General features: G+C 37.7%; 13 protein-coding genes. 10 read left to right on the top strand and 3 right to left on the bottom strand.

Going from position 1 to position 17,186, the window contains the following annotated elements; translation table 11 throughout:
* Positions 1-84 precede the first annotated feature (84 nt).
* From zwf to I6F65_RS15455, 7 genes are all read left to right on the top strand, one after another.
* Positions 85-1,557, top strand: coding sequence for a glucose-6-phosphate dehydrogenase (gene zwf, locus I6F65_RS15425; protein WP_024612937.1), 1,473 nt, complete (start codon positions 85-87; stop codon positions 1,555-1,557).
* A gap of 3 nt (positions 1,558-1,560) precedes the next feature.
* Positions 1,561-2,271, top strand: coding sequence for a 6-phosphogluconolactonase (gene pgl / locus I6F65_RS15430; protein ID WP_024612936.1), 711 nt, complete (start codon positions 1,561-1,563; stop codon positions 2,269-2,271).
* A gap of 346 nt (positions 2,272-2,617) precedes the next feature.
* Positions 2,618-3,322 (top strand): SapC family protein, encoded by a 705-nt coding sequence (locus I6F65_RS15435; protein ID WP_024612935.1) that lies wholly within the window; start codon positions 2,618-2,620, stop codon positions 3,320-3,322.
* Between the two features lie 128 nt (positions 3,323-3,450).
* Complete coding sequence (locus I6F65_RS15440; RefSeq protein WP_197113739.1) at positions 3,451-4,482, top strand: isoaspartyl peptidase/L-asparaginase family protein; 1,032 nt, start codon at positions 3,451-3,453, stop codon at positions 4,480-4,482.
* 128 nt (positions 4,483-4,610) lie between these two features.
* The gene (gene hrpA / locus I6F65_RS15445) at positions 4,611-8,498 is read left to right on the top strand and encodes an ATP-dependent RNA helicase HrpA (RefSeq protein WP_024611575.1); all 3,888 of its coding nucleotides are present in this window, start codon (positions 4,611-4,613) and stop codon (positions 8,496-8,498) included.
* Between the two features lie 76 nt (positions 8,499-8,574).
* The gene (locus tag I6F65_RS15450) at positions 8,575-8,955 is read left to right on the top strand and encodes a two-component system response regulator (RefSeq protein ID WP_024611574.1); all 381 of its coding nucleotides are present in this window, start codon (positions 8,575-8,577) and stop codon (positions 8,953-8,955) included.
* Between the two features lie 8 nt (positions 8,956-8,963).
* Positions 8,964-9,260 (top strand): PilZ domain-containing protein, encoded by a 297-nt coding sequence (locus I6F65_RS15455; RefSeq protein WP_024611573.1) that lies wholly within the window; start codon positions 8,964-8,966, stop codon positions 9,258-9,260.
* Positions 9,261-9,280: 20 nt separating this feature from the next.
* On the opposite strand, the gene I6F65_RS15460 is transcribed toward I6F65_RS15455, so the two are convergent.
* Complete coding sequence (locus tag I6F65_RS15460) at positions 9,281-10,471, bottom strand: class I SAM-dependent methyltransferase (RefSeq protein ID WP_024611572.1); 1,191 nt, start codon at positions 10,469-10,471, stop codon at positions 9,281-9,283.
* Between the two features lie 139 nt (positions 10,472-10,610).
* Here I6F65_RS15460 and I6F65_RS15465 point away from each other — a divergent pair, with 139 nt between their 5' ends.
* Positions 10,611-11,267, top strand: a complete 657-nt coding sequence (locus tag I6F65_RS15465; protein ID WP_166111788.1) for an HD domain-containing protein — start codon at positions 10,611-10,613, stop codon at positions 11,265-11,267.
* Between the two features lies 1 nt (position 11,268).
* Positions 11,269-11,709 carry a VOC family protein gene (locus I6F65_RS15470; protein ID WP_197113740.1) on the top strand — a complete coding sequence of 147 codons (441 nt, stop codon included), beginning with the start codon at positions 11,269-11,271 and terminating at the stop codon, positions 11,707-11,709.
* Here the strand turns inward: I6F65_RS15470 and I6F65_RS15475 are convergent.
* Together I6F65_RS15475 and I6F65_RS15480 are read right to left on the bottom strand one after the other, a co-directional pair.
* Entirely contained in the window at positions 11,706-12,698 is a 993-nt protein-coding gene (locus tag I6F65_RS15475) for a two-component system response regulator (RefSeq protein ID WP_197113742.1), read from the bottom strand. The genes I6F65_RS15470 and I6F65_RS15475 overlap by 4 nt on opposite strands.
* Positions 12,699-12,708: 10 nt before the next feature.
* Entirely contained in the window at positions 12,709-16,026 is a 3,318-nt protein-coding gene (locus I6F65_RS15480; RefSeq protein ID WP_197113744.1) for an MHYT domain-containing protein, read from the bottom strand.
* Between the two features lie 354 nt (positions 16,027-16,380).
* Between I6F65_RS15480 and I6F65_RS15485 the strand changes: the two genes are divergently transcribed.
* Positions 16,381-17,070 (top strand): M48 family metallopeptidase, encoded by a 690-nt coding sequence (locus I6F65_RS15485; protein WP_197113746.1) that lies wholly within the window; start codon positions 16,381-16,383, stop codon positions 17,068-17,070.
* The last annotated feature ends 116 nt before the right edge of the window (positions 17,071-17,186 follow it).

A 17,186-nucleotide genomic window follows, 5' to 3' on the forward strand; every position in this document is an offset into this window, starting at 1 on the left:
AAAGCTAACATCATCCAATAAGTAAACAGGCATACCATACTGCCGGTGCAGTTGTAATAGGTATCCTAAACGTAGAGAGTAACTATGCTTAATCCTTTTGATATTATAATTTTTGGGGGCGGTGGTGATCTTGCGTTACGCAAATTACTACCAGCAATGTATCGAGCATATCAAGAAGGTAATTTACCTGAAGGCTCACGTATACTGCCAACTGTTCGCGAAGAAGATAAGCGAGCTGAGTACATAGAAACAGCGCACCAAGCATTACAAGAATTTTTAAGTAAAGGCGAATTTAACGCTAAAGATTGGAAAGCATTCTCTACCTTTTTAGTACCTGTAGTAAGCAACGTTACTGAAGCTGACGACAATTGGGATGTGTTAAAAGGTATTTTAGATGAACACGAAAGCACTAAATCACGTGTGTTCTATTTATCACTTCCACCTGCTGTATATGGCACTTGCTGTGAAATATTATCTACAAAAGGCTTAGTAACACCAACATCTCGTGTTGTTGTTGAAAAGCCAATTGGCTATTGCGGTCAATCTGCTGAAGCAATTAACTCTAAAATTGCAGAGTTTTTTGAAGAAGAACAAATATTCCGTATTGACCATTACTTAGGTAAAGAAACAGTACAAAACTTAATGGCACTACGATTTTCAAATTCATTATTTGAAAACATGTGGGACGCTAAATCTATTGATAACATCCAAATTAGTTTGTCTGAAACAGTAGGGCTAGAAAGCCGTGCAGGTTTTTACGATAAAGCGGGTGCACTACGCGACATGGTTCAAAACCATTTACTTCAGTTATTATGTTTAGTGGCAATGGAAGCGCCTAATAAACTTAATGCGAATAGTATCCGCAACGAAAAATTAAAAGTATTAGAAGCACTTCGCCCAATTGATGGCAGCGATGTTGATGAAAACATTGTACGTGGTCAATATGTACCAGGTGACTTAAACGGTAAAATTGTACCAGGTTACTTAGAAGAGCTAAAAGAAGGTTCAAGTAAAACGGAAACGTTTGTAGCTATTCGTGCACACATTGATAACTGGCGTTGGGCCGGTGTTCCATTTTATCTTCGTACAGGTAAACGTATGGCTAAACGCTGTGCTGAAATTGTGGTTGAATACAAAAAAGTATCACACAATATATACGAAGATGATGTAGGTAATATCGAACCAAACCGTCTTGTTATTCGCTTGCAACCAGAGGAAACAATTCAATTAACGCTTATGTCTAAGCGCCTTGATAACCTTCAAATGCAGCTAGAGCCAGTAACAATGAACATTGAGCTTTCACAAGCTTATAGCAATGGTTTTCATTCAGATGCATACAAGCGCTTAATGCTAGATGCGGCTGCAAATAATCCTTCGCTATTTATTCATCGCGACGAAGTTCGTCAAGCATGGAAATGGATTGATCCAATTATCGACCGTTGGCAAGAAAAGGGTAAACCTGCGCTTTACCGTGCTGGTAGTTGGGGACCGGATGATGCTGATGAACTATTGGCAGAAAATAACCATGTTTGGTTTAACACTGGCGATAAGGCATAAGTAATGGCGACACTAGTTGAAAAGTTTTTTAACAGTAAAGACGAACTAACAGCAGAGCTTTCTGCCACGCTAGAGCAATCTTTACGTGATGGTATAGCAAATGATGGACGTGCTGTATTAATGGTATCTGGCGGCTCGTCGCCAGCACCTGCATATAAACATTTATCGACGCTTGATTTAGATTGGCAAAATGTTGATGTTGCAATGGTTGATGAGCGCTGGGTAGAGCCAACTCACGAAAAAAGTAACGAAGCTTTTATAAAAAGCACATTACTTCAAAATCATGGTGCTGCTGCAAATTTCATTACTATGAAAAATGAAGCACAAACAGCAGAGCAAGGTACCAATGTATGTGAAAATGCGTTTGGTGCATTAAAACGCCCGTTTGATGTAACTATTTTAGGTATGGGTCCTGATGGACACACTGCGTCGCTTTTTCCTAATGCTGAAGGTTTAGAGAACGGTTTAACGACCGAGAACCTTGTATGCGCTATTAATGCAATACAAAGTGATGTTACAGGAAGTATTACAGAGCGAATGAGCCTGACCTTAAATGCGATTGCACAATCAAAAGTCGTTAAGCTTTTAATTAGCGGTGAAGAAAAGCTCGCTGTTTACAAACAAGCTAGAGCGGATGGTAATGTAAACGACATGCCATTACGCGCTGTACTTAATCACCCAAGTATAAATATTGAAGTGTATTGGGCGCCTTAATTTAAAAATTAGACGTTTAATGTACATTTAGAAAAGGCAGCTAATTTTAGCTGCCTTTTTGTTTGCTTAAATATCACTCGCTAAAAACAAAGAAATAATATTTTAAGTGTTAACTTTTGTTAATTAAAACGCTGGGTCTGTATAGGTATTAGCCATGTAACGTATTATTTTTAAGCACATTTTAATTTTATTACTTGTATGTTTTTTGGCAACGTACAGATTTATTTAAATTTTATTTTTTCATGACGGTTGTCATAAAAGTTTCCCTTCCTTTTTGGTTTCAAAAGCATTAGCCTAAAGGTATTAACAATGAATTATATAATTTAAAAATAAACGGAGCAGTATCATGGCGGAGCAACAAGTACAGCCTTTACACAACGAAAAACATGCCGACATTAAAATTAAAAATGGCATCAACGTAGAATTTATGAAAACTCAACATTTAGTGCCAGTAGTTGCACATGAGTTTGCACGTGTAGCAAACGAGTTTCCAATGTCATTCGTTAAAAATAACGAAAATGATACTTATCAAGCCGTTGCTATGTTTGGTCTTGAGCCAGGCGAAAACCTTTTTGTTGAAGATGGTAAATGGACAGCTGCATTTGCACCAATGGCGTCTACTCGTTACCCATTAGGTCTTGTTAAACACCCTGACCAAGATCAATTTGGTATCGTGCTTGATGAAGGCAGTTCACTTGTAGGTAAAGAAGAAGGTAACGCGTTGTTTGAAAACGGCGAAGAAACTGATTACCTTAAACGTCGTAAAGAAGCGCTAGTATCGTTCATTGAGTTTTCTCAAGTGACTGACGCGTTCACTAAATTCCTTGCTGATAAAGAGTTACTAGTAGCACAAACGCTAACAGTAGATATTAAAGGCGAGAAAAAAGACATCAACGGTATTTACCTTATCGATGAGAAAAAATTAAATAGCTTAAGCGATGCAGACTTCTTAGAACTTCGTAAACGCGGTTATTTAGCACCAATTTATTCTTTCCTAACGTCTACACACCAAGTAGCACGTTTAGCGCGTTTAAAAGCTAAACAAGCTTAATTAAAAACACGTTAAATTTAAAAAGCGCCTTAGGGCGCTTTTTTTATGTCATTAAACTCACTTTAGTTGAAATTTTAGCCACAACAATTCAAATTGTATAAATAGCCTATAAACCCTGAGAGTCCACTATGAAAAAATTATTATTTGCAATTACTGCCAGCAGCTGTTTAACGTTAAGTAATGATGCGTTAAGCGTGGAGACTCCTTTTGCTATTGCGATTCATGGTGGGGCTGGCACAATCGAAAAAGCACGGTTTACACCAGAGCAAGAGCAACTTTACCGAGATAAACTAAGTGAAGCCGTTGAAACTGGTTACAAAGTACTTGAACTTGGTGGTGAAAGTTTAGATGCGGTTACAGCGGCTATTGAAGTGCTGGAACAGTCGCCTTATTTTAATGCTGGTCGTGGTGCGGTATATACTTATGAAGGAAGCCATGAACTCGACGCGTCGATTATGGATGGACGAAATCGCCAAGCAGGTGCAGTGGCAGGTGTAAAGCATATAGAGAGCCCAATTAATTTAGCGCGTTTAGTAATGGAAAATTCTGTACATGTAATGCTAAGTGGTCAAGGGGCTGAGGAGTTTGCTAAAGAGCAAGGCGTAACGTTAATTGAAAATAACTTATTTGATACACCCCATCGTTATGAAGCGCTGATAAAAGCAAAACAAAAATTAGATAAAGCGAAAGCAGCCAGCAAAGCGTATCAAGCCGCACATAAGGCGTTACCTAATAATTATAAAATGGGTACTGTTGGCGCTGTAGCGTTGGATAAAAATGGTAATTTAGCGGCAGGTACATCAACGGGAGGTATGACGGCAAAACGTTATGGTCGTGTTGGTGATGCACCAGTAATTGGCGCCGGTACATTTGCTGAGAATGAATCGTGTGCTGTATCGGCAACTGGGCATGGCGAGTATTTTATTCGTTACAATGTAGCCAGTGATATTTGTGCACGTGTTAAGTATCAGGGTAAAACCATTGCTGATGCGGGGAATGATGTTATAAACGGCGTACTTAAACCGATTGGCGGTACTGGTGGCGTTATTATTATTGATACTAAAGGTAATATTAGTTTGCCGTTTAATACTTCTGGAATGTATCGCGCGAGCAAATCGAACACGCAAGCAACCTATGTGGGCATTTTTAACGATGAATAATTGGTTTAAGTGAGTAACTAATCCTTTTATATAATAAACGTGTAGTTGTTATACGTTTTGTAGGATTAACCCCAGCCATTTAATTTGATATAATTACGACTCTTTTACTAATTTTGTAAGGTATGCGGGTGGTAAACCTAGGTCAGCTGTTTGGCGAACTAAAAACGTGCTTAAAAAAAGATCAATTCATTTTCAAAAAACGCTTACATGGCGTAAAAAAAATAACAGATGAAAGCAAACATGCACACGCGCTTGAAAAAATAGCGGCTGATATTACCCGTAGCCAAGAGTTTCGTGATAAACGTTTAGCTAATCTTCCTAAGGTGACTTACCCAGAGCAATTGCCAGTAAGTCAAAAAAAGGATGTGATTAAAAACGCTATAGCAAATAACCAAGTGGTTATTATTGCCGGCGAAACGGGCTCGGGGAAAACCACGCAAATCCCTAAAATGTGTTTAGAGCTTGGTCGAGGTGTTGATGGCTTAATTGGTCATACTCAACCACGTCGATTAGCTGCACGTACAGTTGCCAATCGTATTGCAGAAGAAATGAAGTGTGAACTTGGTCAGCAAGTTGGCTTTAAAATTCGTTTTAGCGATCAGGTTTCAAATAATACTTACGTTAAATTAATGACCGACGGTATTTTACTGGCAGAAATTCAGCAAGATCGTTTTTTAAATCAATACGATACTATTATTATTGATGAAGCGCATGAACGTAGTTTAAATATTGACTTTATTTTAGGTTATTTAAAAAACCTACTTCCTAAACGCCCTGATTTAAAAATAATCATTACCTCTGCAACCATTGACCCTGAGCGCTTTTCTAAACATTTTGATGATGCGCCAATTATTGAAGTGTCGGGACGTACTTTCCCTGTTGATGTGCGTTATAACCCGATTACCGACATTAATAAAGATGATATGGAAGCAGAAGGCGATCAACTGCAAGGTATTTTTGATGCGGTTGACGAGCTTTGTGCTGAAGGTCCTGGCGATATACTGATCTTTTTAAATGGTGAGCGTGAAATACGCGATACAGCTGATGCACTCAGCAAGCGTAATTTAAAACACACCGACGTGTTGCCGCTTTATTCTCGTTTATCGAACGCAGAGCAAAACCGTATATTTGCACCGCATTCTCGTCGCCATATTATTTTATCGACAAACGTAGCCGAAACATCATTAACCGTGCCGGGTATTCGTTATGTAATAGACCCAGGAACTGCGCGTATAAGCCGTTATAGCTACCGTACAAAAGTTCAGCGTTTACCAATAGAACCTATATCACAAGCAAGTGCTAATCAGCGTATGGGTCGTTGTGGGCGTGTTGAAGCGGGTATTTGTATCCGTTTATACGCTGAGGATGACTTTATATCGCGACCTGAATTTACAGATCCCGAAATACTACGTACCAATTTAGCCTCTGTAATTTTACAAATGTTAGCACTTGGGCTTGGTGATATGGCACAGTTTCCGTTTGTGCAAGCTCCAGATAGCCGTAATATTAACGATGGTTTAATGCTGCTCGAAGAGCTACAAGCGGTAAAACCTGCACAGCGAGATAGCAAAACGAGTTTAACGCAATCGGGTAGAGAGCTTAGCCGATTACCCGTTGACCCTCGTTTAGCTAAAATGGTGTTAACAGCGCATAAGCTTGGCGCACTACGAGAAGTTATTATAATTGTTGCTGCGCTTTCGATTCAAGATCCCCGTGAGCGACCTCAAGAAAAACGTGCCGCTGCAAATGAAAAACACGGACGCTTTGATGATCCAGATTCAGATTTTATCGCTTTTTTAAATCTATGGAATTACTTAGAAGAGCAGCAAAGTGATCTGACTAATGGTCAGTTTAGAAAGTTGTGTCAAAAAGATTTTTTAGCGTATATGCGTTTGCGTGAGTGGCAAGATATTGTTTATCAAATAAGTACTGTATGCAACGAAATGGGTATGAAAGCAACCAGCCAAGCGGCTGATGGCGAACTTATCCACAAAGCGTTATTGAGCGGTATGCTAAGTCATATTGGCTTTAAAGATGAAAAACAAGTTTATAAAGGTGCACGTAATAGCCTGTTTTATATATTTCCGGGTTCGGGATTATTTAAGAAAAGCCCTAAATGGATGATGTCGGCGGAGCTTGTAGAAACAAGTAAATTATACGCACGTATTAACGCTAAAATTGATATTAACTGGGTTGAACCTTTGGCTCAGCACTTGGTTAAGCGTAGTTATACAGAACCTCATTGGGAGAAAAAGCCTGGTGCAGTAATCGCGTTTGAACAACAAACACTTTACGGTTTACTAGTCGTTAATAAGCGCCGATGTGTTTATAGCAACATCGACCCTAAAGTAAGTAGAGAGCTGTTTGTTCGTACTGCACTGGTAGAACAAGATCTCGGTTTAAATGAAAGCTTTTTACAGTTTAATCGTGAATTAATTGAAGATATTCAAGTTCTTGAAAATAAATCGCGTCGTCGTGATATTTTAGTTGATGAGCAAACATTATTTGAGTTTTACGATAAAAAGATTCCAAAAGAGATCAATAATCGTGCTGCATTTGTAAAATGGTATAAAACCCAAAAACAGCAAAATAAGCACTATTTGCACATGACCCGCGAAGAGTTAATGCAGCACGGTGCAAATAGTATTACAGAGTTTGATTACCCTGATACATGGCAACAAGATAATTTAATTTTACCGCTTGCTTATCATTTTGACCCTGGACAAGCAGTAGATGGTGTTGCTGTACAAATTCCGGTTGCCTTGCTAAACCAAGTTCAAGAGATTGGTTTTGATTGGCATATACCAGCGTTTAGACATGAGTTGATAAGTGGACTAATTAAATCGCTGCCTAAATCACTTCGTCGTAACTTTGTACCAGCGCCTAATTATGCAGATGCTGTACTTGCTGCAATAGAACCAATGCAAGGTAATTTAATTGAGTCATTGAGCAATCGCTTACTAAGAATGACCGGCGTGCGAGTAGACCCAGAGGCATGGGATTTGAGCGCGCTTGCACCGCATTTACGTTTTCAGTTTGAAGTACGTGATGATAACGATAAATTACTCGCACGCGGGCTTGATTTAGCTAAGCTTAAAGCTGAGTTACAAGGCGAAGTGACTCAAACGTTATCTAAAGTAGCCGATAAAGGCATAGAAAAAGTAGATTTAACACAATGGGATTTTGGCGAGTTACCTAGCTCGTATGTTAAAAAGCAAGGGCAGTATGAAATAAAGGCTTACCCTGCGCTGGTGGATAAAAAATCAAGTGCTGCAGTTGAGCTTTTTGATAACGAAGTTAAAGCACAAGTATCGCACCAACAAGGTTTGCGCCGCTTAGTATTGTTAAACGTGCCATCGCCAATTAAATATTTACAGCAAAATTTACCAAACAAAGCTAAGCTTGGTTTGTATTTTAATCCGTTTGGTAAAATAGCTGACCTAATTGATGATTGTATAGCTTCTGGCGTAGATAGCCTGTTAGTTAAGTACGGGGATATTCGTACCAGTGATGCATTTGAAAATGTAAAAGAGCATATACGCGGTGAGTTAGGTGATGCTGTTGTAGAAATTGCAGTCCAAGTTGAACAAGTTTTAAGTATTGCCCATGTTTTACATAAAAAAATGAAAGGGCGAGTTGATTTAACTATGATAACCGCGCATGGCGACATTAAATCTCAACTGGAATCACTCATTTTTAAAGGTTTTGTTAGCCAACATGGTGCAATGAAACTAGGGGATTTAATTCGTTATTTAAAAGCGATTCAAAAGCGTTTAGAAAAACTGCCTGTAGACCCTAACAAAGATAGGCTATGTGTACTTGAGCTAGATAAAGTAGCATTAGAGTATAAGAAATTAGCTAATAAAACACCAAAAGGTATGCCTCATCCACCAGAAGTAGAAGCTATTTTTTGGATGCAGCAAGAGCTAAGAGTATCATTATTCGCACAAACGTTAGGTACGCCTTATCCAATTTCTGCTAAACGTGTATTAAATGCGATAAAAGAAATTGAATAAAACTTGCATTTTCTATTAAGCTTAGTACCTTAATAGAAGGATTTATTTTTTGTTATGAGAAGGAAACGGCATACACATGTCCTCATTGAATGAAACGAGAAGACAACATTTGTTAGTGGTAGACGATGAGTATTTTAATTACGAGATACTCAAAGCTGGGCTAGCATCAAAGTTTGAGGTTAGCTACGCTGACTCTGGGCAAAGTTGCCTTGCATCGGCAATTGCTAATCCTCCGGACATTATATTACTAGATGTATGTATGCCAGGGCTTGATGGTTATGATACATGTAGAATGCTTAAACATACCCCAGAAACAAAAAATATTCCCGTTGTTATGGTTTCAGGACTTGAATCGCCACTTGAAAAACAAGCTGGATTTGATGCCGGATGTGATGCTTATGTAGTAAAGCCTTTTTCTATGGGTGTATTACTAGAGCAAATTAATACGATTGTGTAGAGGGTAATATGTTTACAGACGACAAACGAAACTTTAGACGTATGCAGGTGAATACGCCTGCAAATTTAACAACAATAGAACCTGTTGCGGGTTTAAACTATACAGCAGAGTGTACAGATTTAAGTGCGACGGGGTTGTCGCTGCATTTAGATGATTTACTCGAACCAAACACTATTTTATCTGTTGATATAGCGTCTACTCATCCAAGTATTGCCCCTTTAAAGGCAACGGCTAAAGTAATACGTGCCAGCAAAGAAGATGATGGCACTATAACCGCAGGGCTTGAAATCATTCAGTTTAACTAATTAAATTGAATCATTAGTTATTAATATACCTTACAGATTAAGCCTTTTAAGTAAAAGCCTTCAGGGTAACTACCTGCGATAGGGTGATCGGCAGCTTGATTCAAGCGCTCCATTATAAGTAGGTCTTTACCCGCATCAAGTGCTGCATCAGCGACTACTTTTTGAAATAAATTTTGCTCCATCAAACCAGAACATGAAAACGTTAATAGCGTTCCACCTGGTTTAAGTATTTGCATGGCAATCATGTTGATATCTTTATAACCACGACATGCACCTGTTAGCTGTGCTTTATTATCAGCAAACTTAGGTGGATCCATTACTATAGTATCAAACTGTCTGCCTTCATCGCGGTATTGGCGTAGTAACTTAAATACATCCTGTTTAACAAAATCAACTTTATCTAAATCTAAGTTATTATGTTCAACGTTACGCTTTGCTGTATCTAAAGCAGGTTGAGATACATCTACATTAGTTACATGCTCACATCCACCACGCAAAGCGTATAATGAAAATGTACCTGTGTAGCTAAAGCAGTTAAGTACGGTTTTACCTTTTGAAAAGCGTTCAAGTGCAGCACGGCTATCGCGTTGGTCTAAATAAAATCCTGTTTTATGACCATTAATTATATCGACTTCAATTTTAAAACCATTTTCATCAATAAGTACTGGCTGTGTTGGTTCATTACCCCAAAGTGCACCCTTAATTGGCTCTAAGCCTTCTTTGTTACGTACTTCTACGTCAGAGCGCTCATAAATACTACATCCAGGGAAAATAGACATTAGTGCGCCTACAATTTCGCCTTTATGACGCTCAGCACCAGCACTTAATAGCTGACACACTAATACGTTATCAAACTTGTCGATTGTAACGCCAGGTAGGTAATCAGATTCCGCAGCACATAATCTAAAGCCTGTTAACCCGCCTTCTTCAATTACTTGGCTACGTGCTTCTAATGAGCGGCGTAAACGGCGTTCAAAAAAGTTTTGATCGATTACTTCTTTCTCGTCAAAGCTCCAAACACGAGCACGAATTTGTGAATGAGGGCTGTAAGCGGCTGTTGCTAAAAACTTACCTTCACTGTCATGAATCGTTACTGTGTCGCCTAATCCTGGTTTACCTTTAATTTTTTTGATGGCTTTTGAAAATAACCAAGGGTGTTTTCTTTTTAATGATTTATCGCGACCAGCTTGTAGGTAAACGGCAGATGACATAGGGCTTCTCAGTAGTAATAAATAAGCGCTGTATTTTAGTCAAGCAACGAGCAACATACAATGAATGTTTTGCAAGAGGGGCATAAAGCACGGTAAAGTACGGGTAATTCATCGATTCATTAGCTTTTGGAACCTATTAGTGCCTGACGCCATTTTAAGCCCCGATTTAGAAATGCTTAATTCACAATGTAGAAAATTTATAACCTCTTTGGTGCATGCCGATGTAGCTCACGACATTACACACATAGAGCGAGTGGTGCGCGTTGCAATACAATTGTGTAATGCAGAGCAGGCAAACATGTCGGTAGTGTTACCGGCAGCGTGGATGCACGACTGTGTAGCCGTAGCTAAAAATCATCCCGATCGTGCAAAAGCTTCTACTATGGCTGCAGATAAAGCACTAGAGTTTTTAAAATCTGTTAATTATGACGAATCACTTTTTGATGAGATTCATCATGCAATTGCAGCACATAGCTTCAGCGCCAATATAAAAATTAAAACTGTTGAAGCGCAAATAGTACAAGATGCAGACAGAATGGATGCATTGGGCGCTATTGGGGTGAGCAGGTGCATGAAGGTTGGTGGCTCAATTTCTCGGTTATTGTATAATCCAGAAGACCCTTTTTGTATTGAACGTGAAGCCGATGATAAGAAATACACGCTTGATCATTTTTTTATAAAGTTATTACATATTGCAGATAGCATGAATACGCCATCAGCTAAAGATGAAGCTAAAAGACGTACAACGTACATGCACGAATTTTTAGAACAATTAAAGTCAGAAATTGGTGAGTAATGTGAATAATACAAACACACCTACATTATCTGGTATCGATCATTGTCATTTAAATGTTGATAACTTAGCTAATGCCGTTAAGTGGTATGAACATGTTTTAGGTTTTAGCGTAGTAACCGAGCTTGCCTTTTGGAATGAGAGTGGGCAAGGACCTTTAACTCTTGAAGATGCTAGTTTAACAACTCGTTTAGCACTTTTTGAAGGAGAGGGATGCAGTAAAGGGATTGCATTTTTGGCAACTGGCGAGCAGTTTATACAGTGGCTTTCACATTTTGAGTGTTTAAATATAAAAGTAATTTTAGCAGATCATGGTGTAACATTTTCTATGTACTTTAAAGACGAAAGCGGCAATAGCCATGAGATTACTTCTCACGACTACACTTATATTAAATCTTATTTTCCAAAAGTTAGCTTAGGGTCTCATTCAGCTAAGAAAGATTAACTTCCTTGATTTTCATTCTTTATAGCAAGAATATCGTCTAATTTACTGATAAATAGTTCCATTAGAGCAGAGTCGAAATGAATTCCGGCTTGTTTTTGCATATGTGAAACTGTTTCTTCAACACTCCAAGCTTCTTTGTAAGGGCGTTTAGATGTAAGTGCATCGAATACGTCTGCTATAGCAACGATTCGACCTTCTATTGATATTTCTTCAGCTTTTAGCCCATTAGGGTAGCCGGTACCATCCCACTTTTCATGATGTTCAATTGCCAGCCTATGAGCAAGTTGCAATAAAGGAGATGATGAATTAGCTAAAATTTGCGCACCTATAACAGCATGCTTTTTCATATGATCAAATTCTTCGCTTGTTAGTCGTCCAGGCTTTAATAAGATAGCATCTGGAATGCCGATTTTACCAACATCGTGCATAGGGGCGGCTTGGCGTAATAATTCAGCCTGATGCTCTGGCATACCTAATGCTAATGCAAGTACTTTGCAATATTGGCTCATTCGAACAATATGCTCACCCGTATCGGTATCTTTATACTCTGCAGCGCGCCCTAATCGCTGTACTAAATCTACATGGGCTTGTTTTAGTTGTTCAGCTTGCACAAGTGAAAGATGTGTTTTAACCCTTGCTCTTACAATTGCAGGACTAATAGGCTTAGTAATATAATCTACAGCACCAAGCTCAAAACCTTTAAATTCATCACTTTCATCACCTAAGGCGGTTACAAAAACAACTGGAATATGAGATGTTTTTGGATTGCTTTTTACTAATTGACATACTTCAAAGCCATTCATATCTGGCATCATAATATCGAGTAAAATGAGCTGTGGCAGATCTTTTTCTAGCAAAGCAAGGGCTGCATCTCCTGATTTAGCAAAAGACATTCGATATTGATTACCTAACACTTCTCGCATTACTTTTAGATTTGCTGGCTCATCGTCAACAATTAATATACGTGGCCTATCGGAAGAAAAATCCATTAATTAATACTCATTCATGTGTTAATTTTTCAAGTAAAGTTTCTAATTTCACTTCTGCGGCATCGAAATCGAACTCATCAAATGCGTCTGCTATATCAGCTATATTTTCTTTAAATTGTGATGCAGGGTTACGTTGTAATTGAGTAAGTAGATCATCATTAAGTTCAGCATTTTTGGCATCTTGGTAAAGTTGCTCACAAAGTGCTTTTATTTCAGTTATTGATAATGTATCGGTCTCTTCAACTGTATTATCTGGTTTTTTACACACACTACTTGCTAGTAACTTAGTTATGACGGCAAGCTCATTTTTTATTGCCGATAAAATACCATCAATATTAGCATCGGTTGCTTGTTCTAAACTGGCTAATAGCTTCATTAAAGTACTAAGACCTAGATTTCCAGCAACACCTTTCAGGGTATGAATTAAACTATCAATATCTTTTATATCAGATAGCGGTTCGTTTAATAGAGTTTCAAATCGTTTGTCTGTGTCATTAGTAAATTTAGTGATTTCAGTTAATTGTTTGCACCTAGAGCCCCATAAAGCTAAGCCTTTTTCAAAATCAATGTGTTGGGCACTAGGGTCTGTTTGCGATATTACAATTTCTTTTGCTAAACCCAGGCCTAAAACTTGAGCAATTTCTTGGTTTAGTTGATTTATATCGACTGGTTTGTTTGCAAAACCGTTCATACCTGCTTTTTTTGCAGTCAGTTTATCTTGCTGTAACACACTCGCTGTTAAGGCGATAATAGGTGTGTATTTTAATTGCCTTTGTTTTTCAATTTTGCGTATTTTAATTGTTGCCTCAATACCGTCGCATTCAGGCATATGTATATCCATTAAAATAACATCAAAATCTTGTTTCTCAAAAATATCAATGGCTTCAAGCCCATTACTCGCTTTAGTTACTATGTGTTGATCGCGAGAAAGTAACAACGAAAGAAGCTCTGTATTTTGTTCTATATCATCAACAACTAACACTCTTAGCGCTGGTAGCTGAGTATGTAGACCGTCAAAATAATCTATTTTAGTTTCGTCACCTTCCTCTAATGGTAATGAAAAGTAAAAGCAAGTGCCTTTGCCTATGTTACTCACTAGATTAATTGTACCGCCCATAAGTTCAACAAGTTGCTTACTTATCGTTGTACCAAGCCCAGTGCCTCCAAATCGACGTGTAGTTGTGCCATCTGCTTGTTCAAAAGGCTGAAAAACAGCTTTTACACGATCCTTAGCAATACCAATACCCGTATCTTGAACTTCAAAAAACAGGTGCTCGTTTTGTGTTGTACTTACGGTGACGGTTACAGAGCCTTGTTCGGTAAATTTTATAGCATTACCTATAAGATTAGTAAGCACCTGTCTTACTCGATCAGGGTCACCATAGTAGGCTGTATGTACAGATGCTTTAATATCGAGAGTTAGGTTAAGATCTTTCTTTTTAGCTTCAAGCCAAAAGGTAGAAATAATACTATCTATTACAGGTTTTAAACTAAAGTGAATTGGTTCTATAGTCAGTTTGCCGCGCTCTAATTTTGCTGAATCAAGAATTTCATTAAGTAGACGTAACAAAGAACGTGCGGCATTATTAACGGTAATAAGATGTTTTTGTTGTTCTTGATCTAGTGGGGTATCCATTAACAAGTCACTAAAACCAATAATTGAATTCATAGGCGTGCGTATTTCGTGGCTCATATTAGCCATAAAAGATTGCTTTGCAAACGCGGCTTCTTCTGCTTGGAGTTTAGATTTTTCTAATTTTGCTTCGTATTCTTTTCGTTCAGTAATATCGACTAGTACGCCGTCAATCCATTGCGGTGTCGCTTTATCTGAAAAATCAAAACTACCTTTATCTAAAAGCCATAAAATTTTGCCATTTCTATGCCTAATTCTATATTCAATAGAATATTGTCGTTTTTCTTCAATAGCTAATGTAATAGCATCTAGGATAGGTTGTTGGTCAACTTTTAAAACAAGATCGTTAAACTCGATGCAATGCTCAGTAAATTCCTCTGATTTATAGCCCGTTAATTCTAATATTCTGGGGCTTATAAATAACATAGTCCAATTAATATCAAATTTACATCGAAACACGACACCTGGCATATTGTCTATTAAAGAGCGATATTTTTGTTCTTTTTCAATAATGTTTCGTTGTAGTTTTCGCTGCTCACTTAAATCAGTTATAAAACCAACATATAACGGGTTTTGTCCTGGTTGGTTTACCTCTCCTACACCCAAGCGAATAGGGAATAAGTGACCATTTTTATGTTTTGCTAATATTTCACGGTTAACACCAATGACCTTGCCTAAATCAACATTTTTAGCACTTGAAAGATAGCTATCGTGATGTGCTGCGATGGTATCGTCCATTAACATTTTTATGTTCTTGCTTTGTACTTCACTTTCACGCCAACCAAAAATTTTACTCGCTGATTCGTTAAAGCTCAAAATCACGCCTTTATGATCTATTGTCACAATGCCATCAATAGCGGTGCCTAAAATAGCATTTAAACGAGACTCATCAGCCGACTTTTCTTCCAGCAACATTTTATATCTAACCATGCCGTTAAGAACGGCAACTACACTTGTTATTGCGACCGTTGCTGTGGCAACCGCGATAGCGACAAAAGTAAGACCTGCTGTAGCATTAACATCGTCGTATAGCAGTGGAGAGGTTGCAACAAAACGCGTTGCTGCCATTCCCATATAGTGCATGCCTGCGACGGCTGAACCTAGAATAAGAGCGCTAATTGAGCGGTTTTGGAGAGAGGTTAAATTTGGGAATACTTTTTCAAGGTTGAAACGACAATATAAAGCAATGAAAGAAAGTGCCACTGCAACAATAATTGAAAGCCCAAACATTAAAGGATCGTAACGCAATAATGGAGAGAGTTCCATTGCAGCCATGCCACTGTAATGCATGGTACCTATACCTGAGCCGAGTAATACTGAGCAGATAGCTAATACTTTAAAATTACCATTACTGTTTACCAGCATTGATACAGCATATTGGCAGGCCAAAAATGCGGGAATAAAAGATAACAATGTAATAGTTGGATCGTACTTGATATTAGTACACAACGAAAAAGCCAGCATACCAATAAAATGCATACTCCAAATACCGGCTGAAAAAACAGTTGCTGCCGTTATATTAGCGATACGTTGATAACTTGGAAATTTAGTCTCTTTTGCTAAATCAATGAGCTTAGTTGTAAAAAATGCAGCAAATATTGCAATTAAAACAGACATCGATACCAAAACAGGATCGTAAACCCCATTCACAATTAAGCTTGGATCTTGGTCTTTAATGAAAAATGCGGATAACATAGCGGCTCAAAATATAGTCTTTATATTTTTATTTTAATGTAATTTCTTAATAAATAAACTGTTAATTCCACGAATGCCTTAAAACAACAACTTTATAACTAATAATTATCTTTTATTACTCAAATATCGCTTTAACTTTTATATTTAGATTGGGGCTATATGTTTTTTGAACTATAAAAAACAACTTTAAATTATTAATACGATTTCGTTAGTTATAAAACTACAAGTAAAGAAGGTTACAATGCTAATTATTAAATAAGAGGCAATTTTATTATGTAAATATAAGTATTAAATATACGCAGTAGATACGATATTATTGCATCAGCATATAAAATTTATTTATGAGACGTTATTGTGTTTGAGTACCAGCTAAAAAAAAGTGCCCGACGAAAAACAGTTGCTATTAAAGTGCACAATCAAAAAGTGACGGTATATGCTCCTAGTTATGTGGCAAAAAATCAAATTGATAGCTGGTTACATGAAAAAAAACAGTGGGTAGATGCCCAGTTACGAAAGCAGCTTAATGCAACTGATACCAAACAATACCCCTTTGAAAAAGAACAAATACGTCTTTTTTCAGAAGTAGTTAATTTACGGTTTGAGCAAGGTCCTGACTCTGCAGTAAAACCTTATTTAGATGAGGGATTATTAATTACGGTATCTTCTCGTGTTAAGCATCAGCAACAAAAGCATCAAAAGTTATTGGAAGCATATTTAAAAGAGAAGTTAACTGCCTATATAGAAATGCAATTAGCTTATTACTGCACTCAAATGAAAGAGATATTACCTGAGAATTTAAATATTGGAGTTTATAAGCGAAAGTGGGGAAGTTGTAATAGTAAACGTGAGCTAACGTTTAATTTGCATCTTGTTTGTGCGCCTCACCACATTATAGATTATGTAATAGTTCATGAATTAGCACATTTGCGTTATTTAAATCACAGTAAAGCATTTTGGCAACGGGTTGAAACGTTTTATCCTGAATATAAAGCAGCATCACAATGGTTAAAAATACATGGAAGTAGTTTGCAGTGGGTATTTTAAATAGTTTGTATAAAACAGATGAATTACTAGATAAGAAGTAGAAAAGTGGTGGAGGGAGCTGGATTCGAACCAGCGAAGGCTGAGCCGTCAGATTTACAGTCTGATCCCTTTGGCCG

Source organism: Pseudoalteromonas sp. SWXJZ94C (assembly GCF_015864385.1).
In the GTDB taxonomy this organism is placed as follows: domain Bacteria; phylum Pseudomonadota; class Gammaproteobacteria; order Enterobacterales; family Alteromonadaceae; genus Pseudoalteromonas.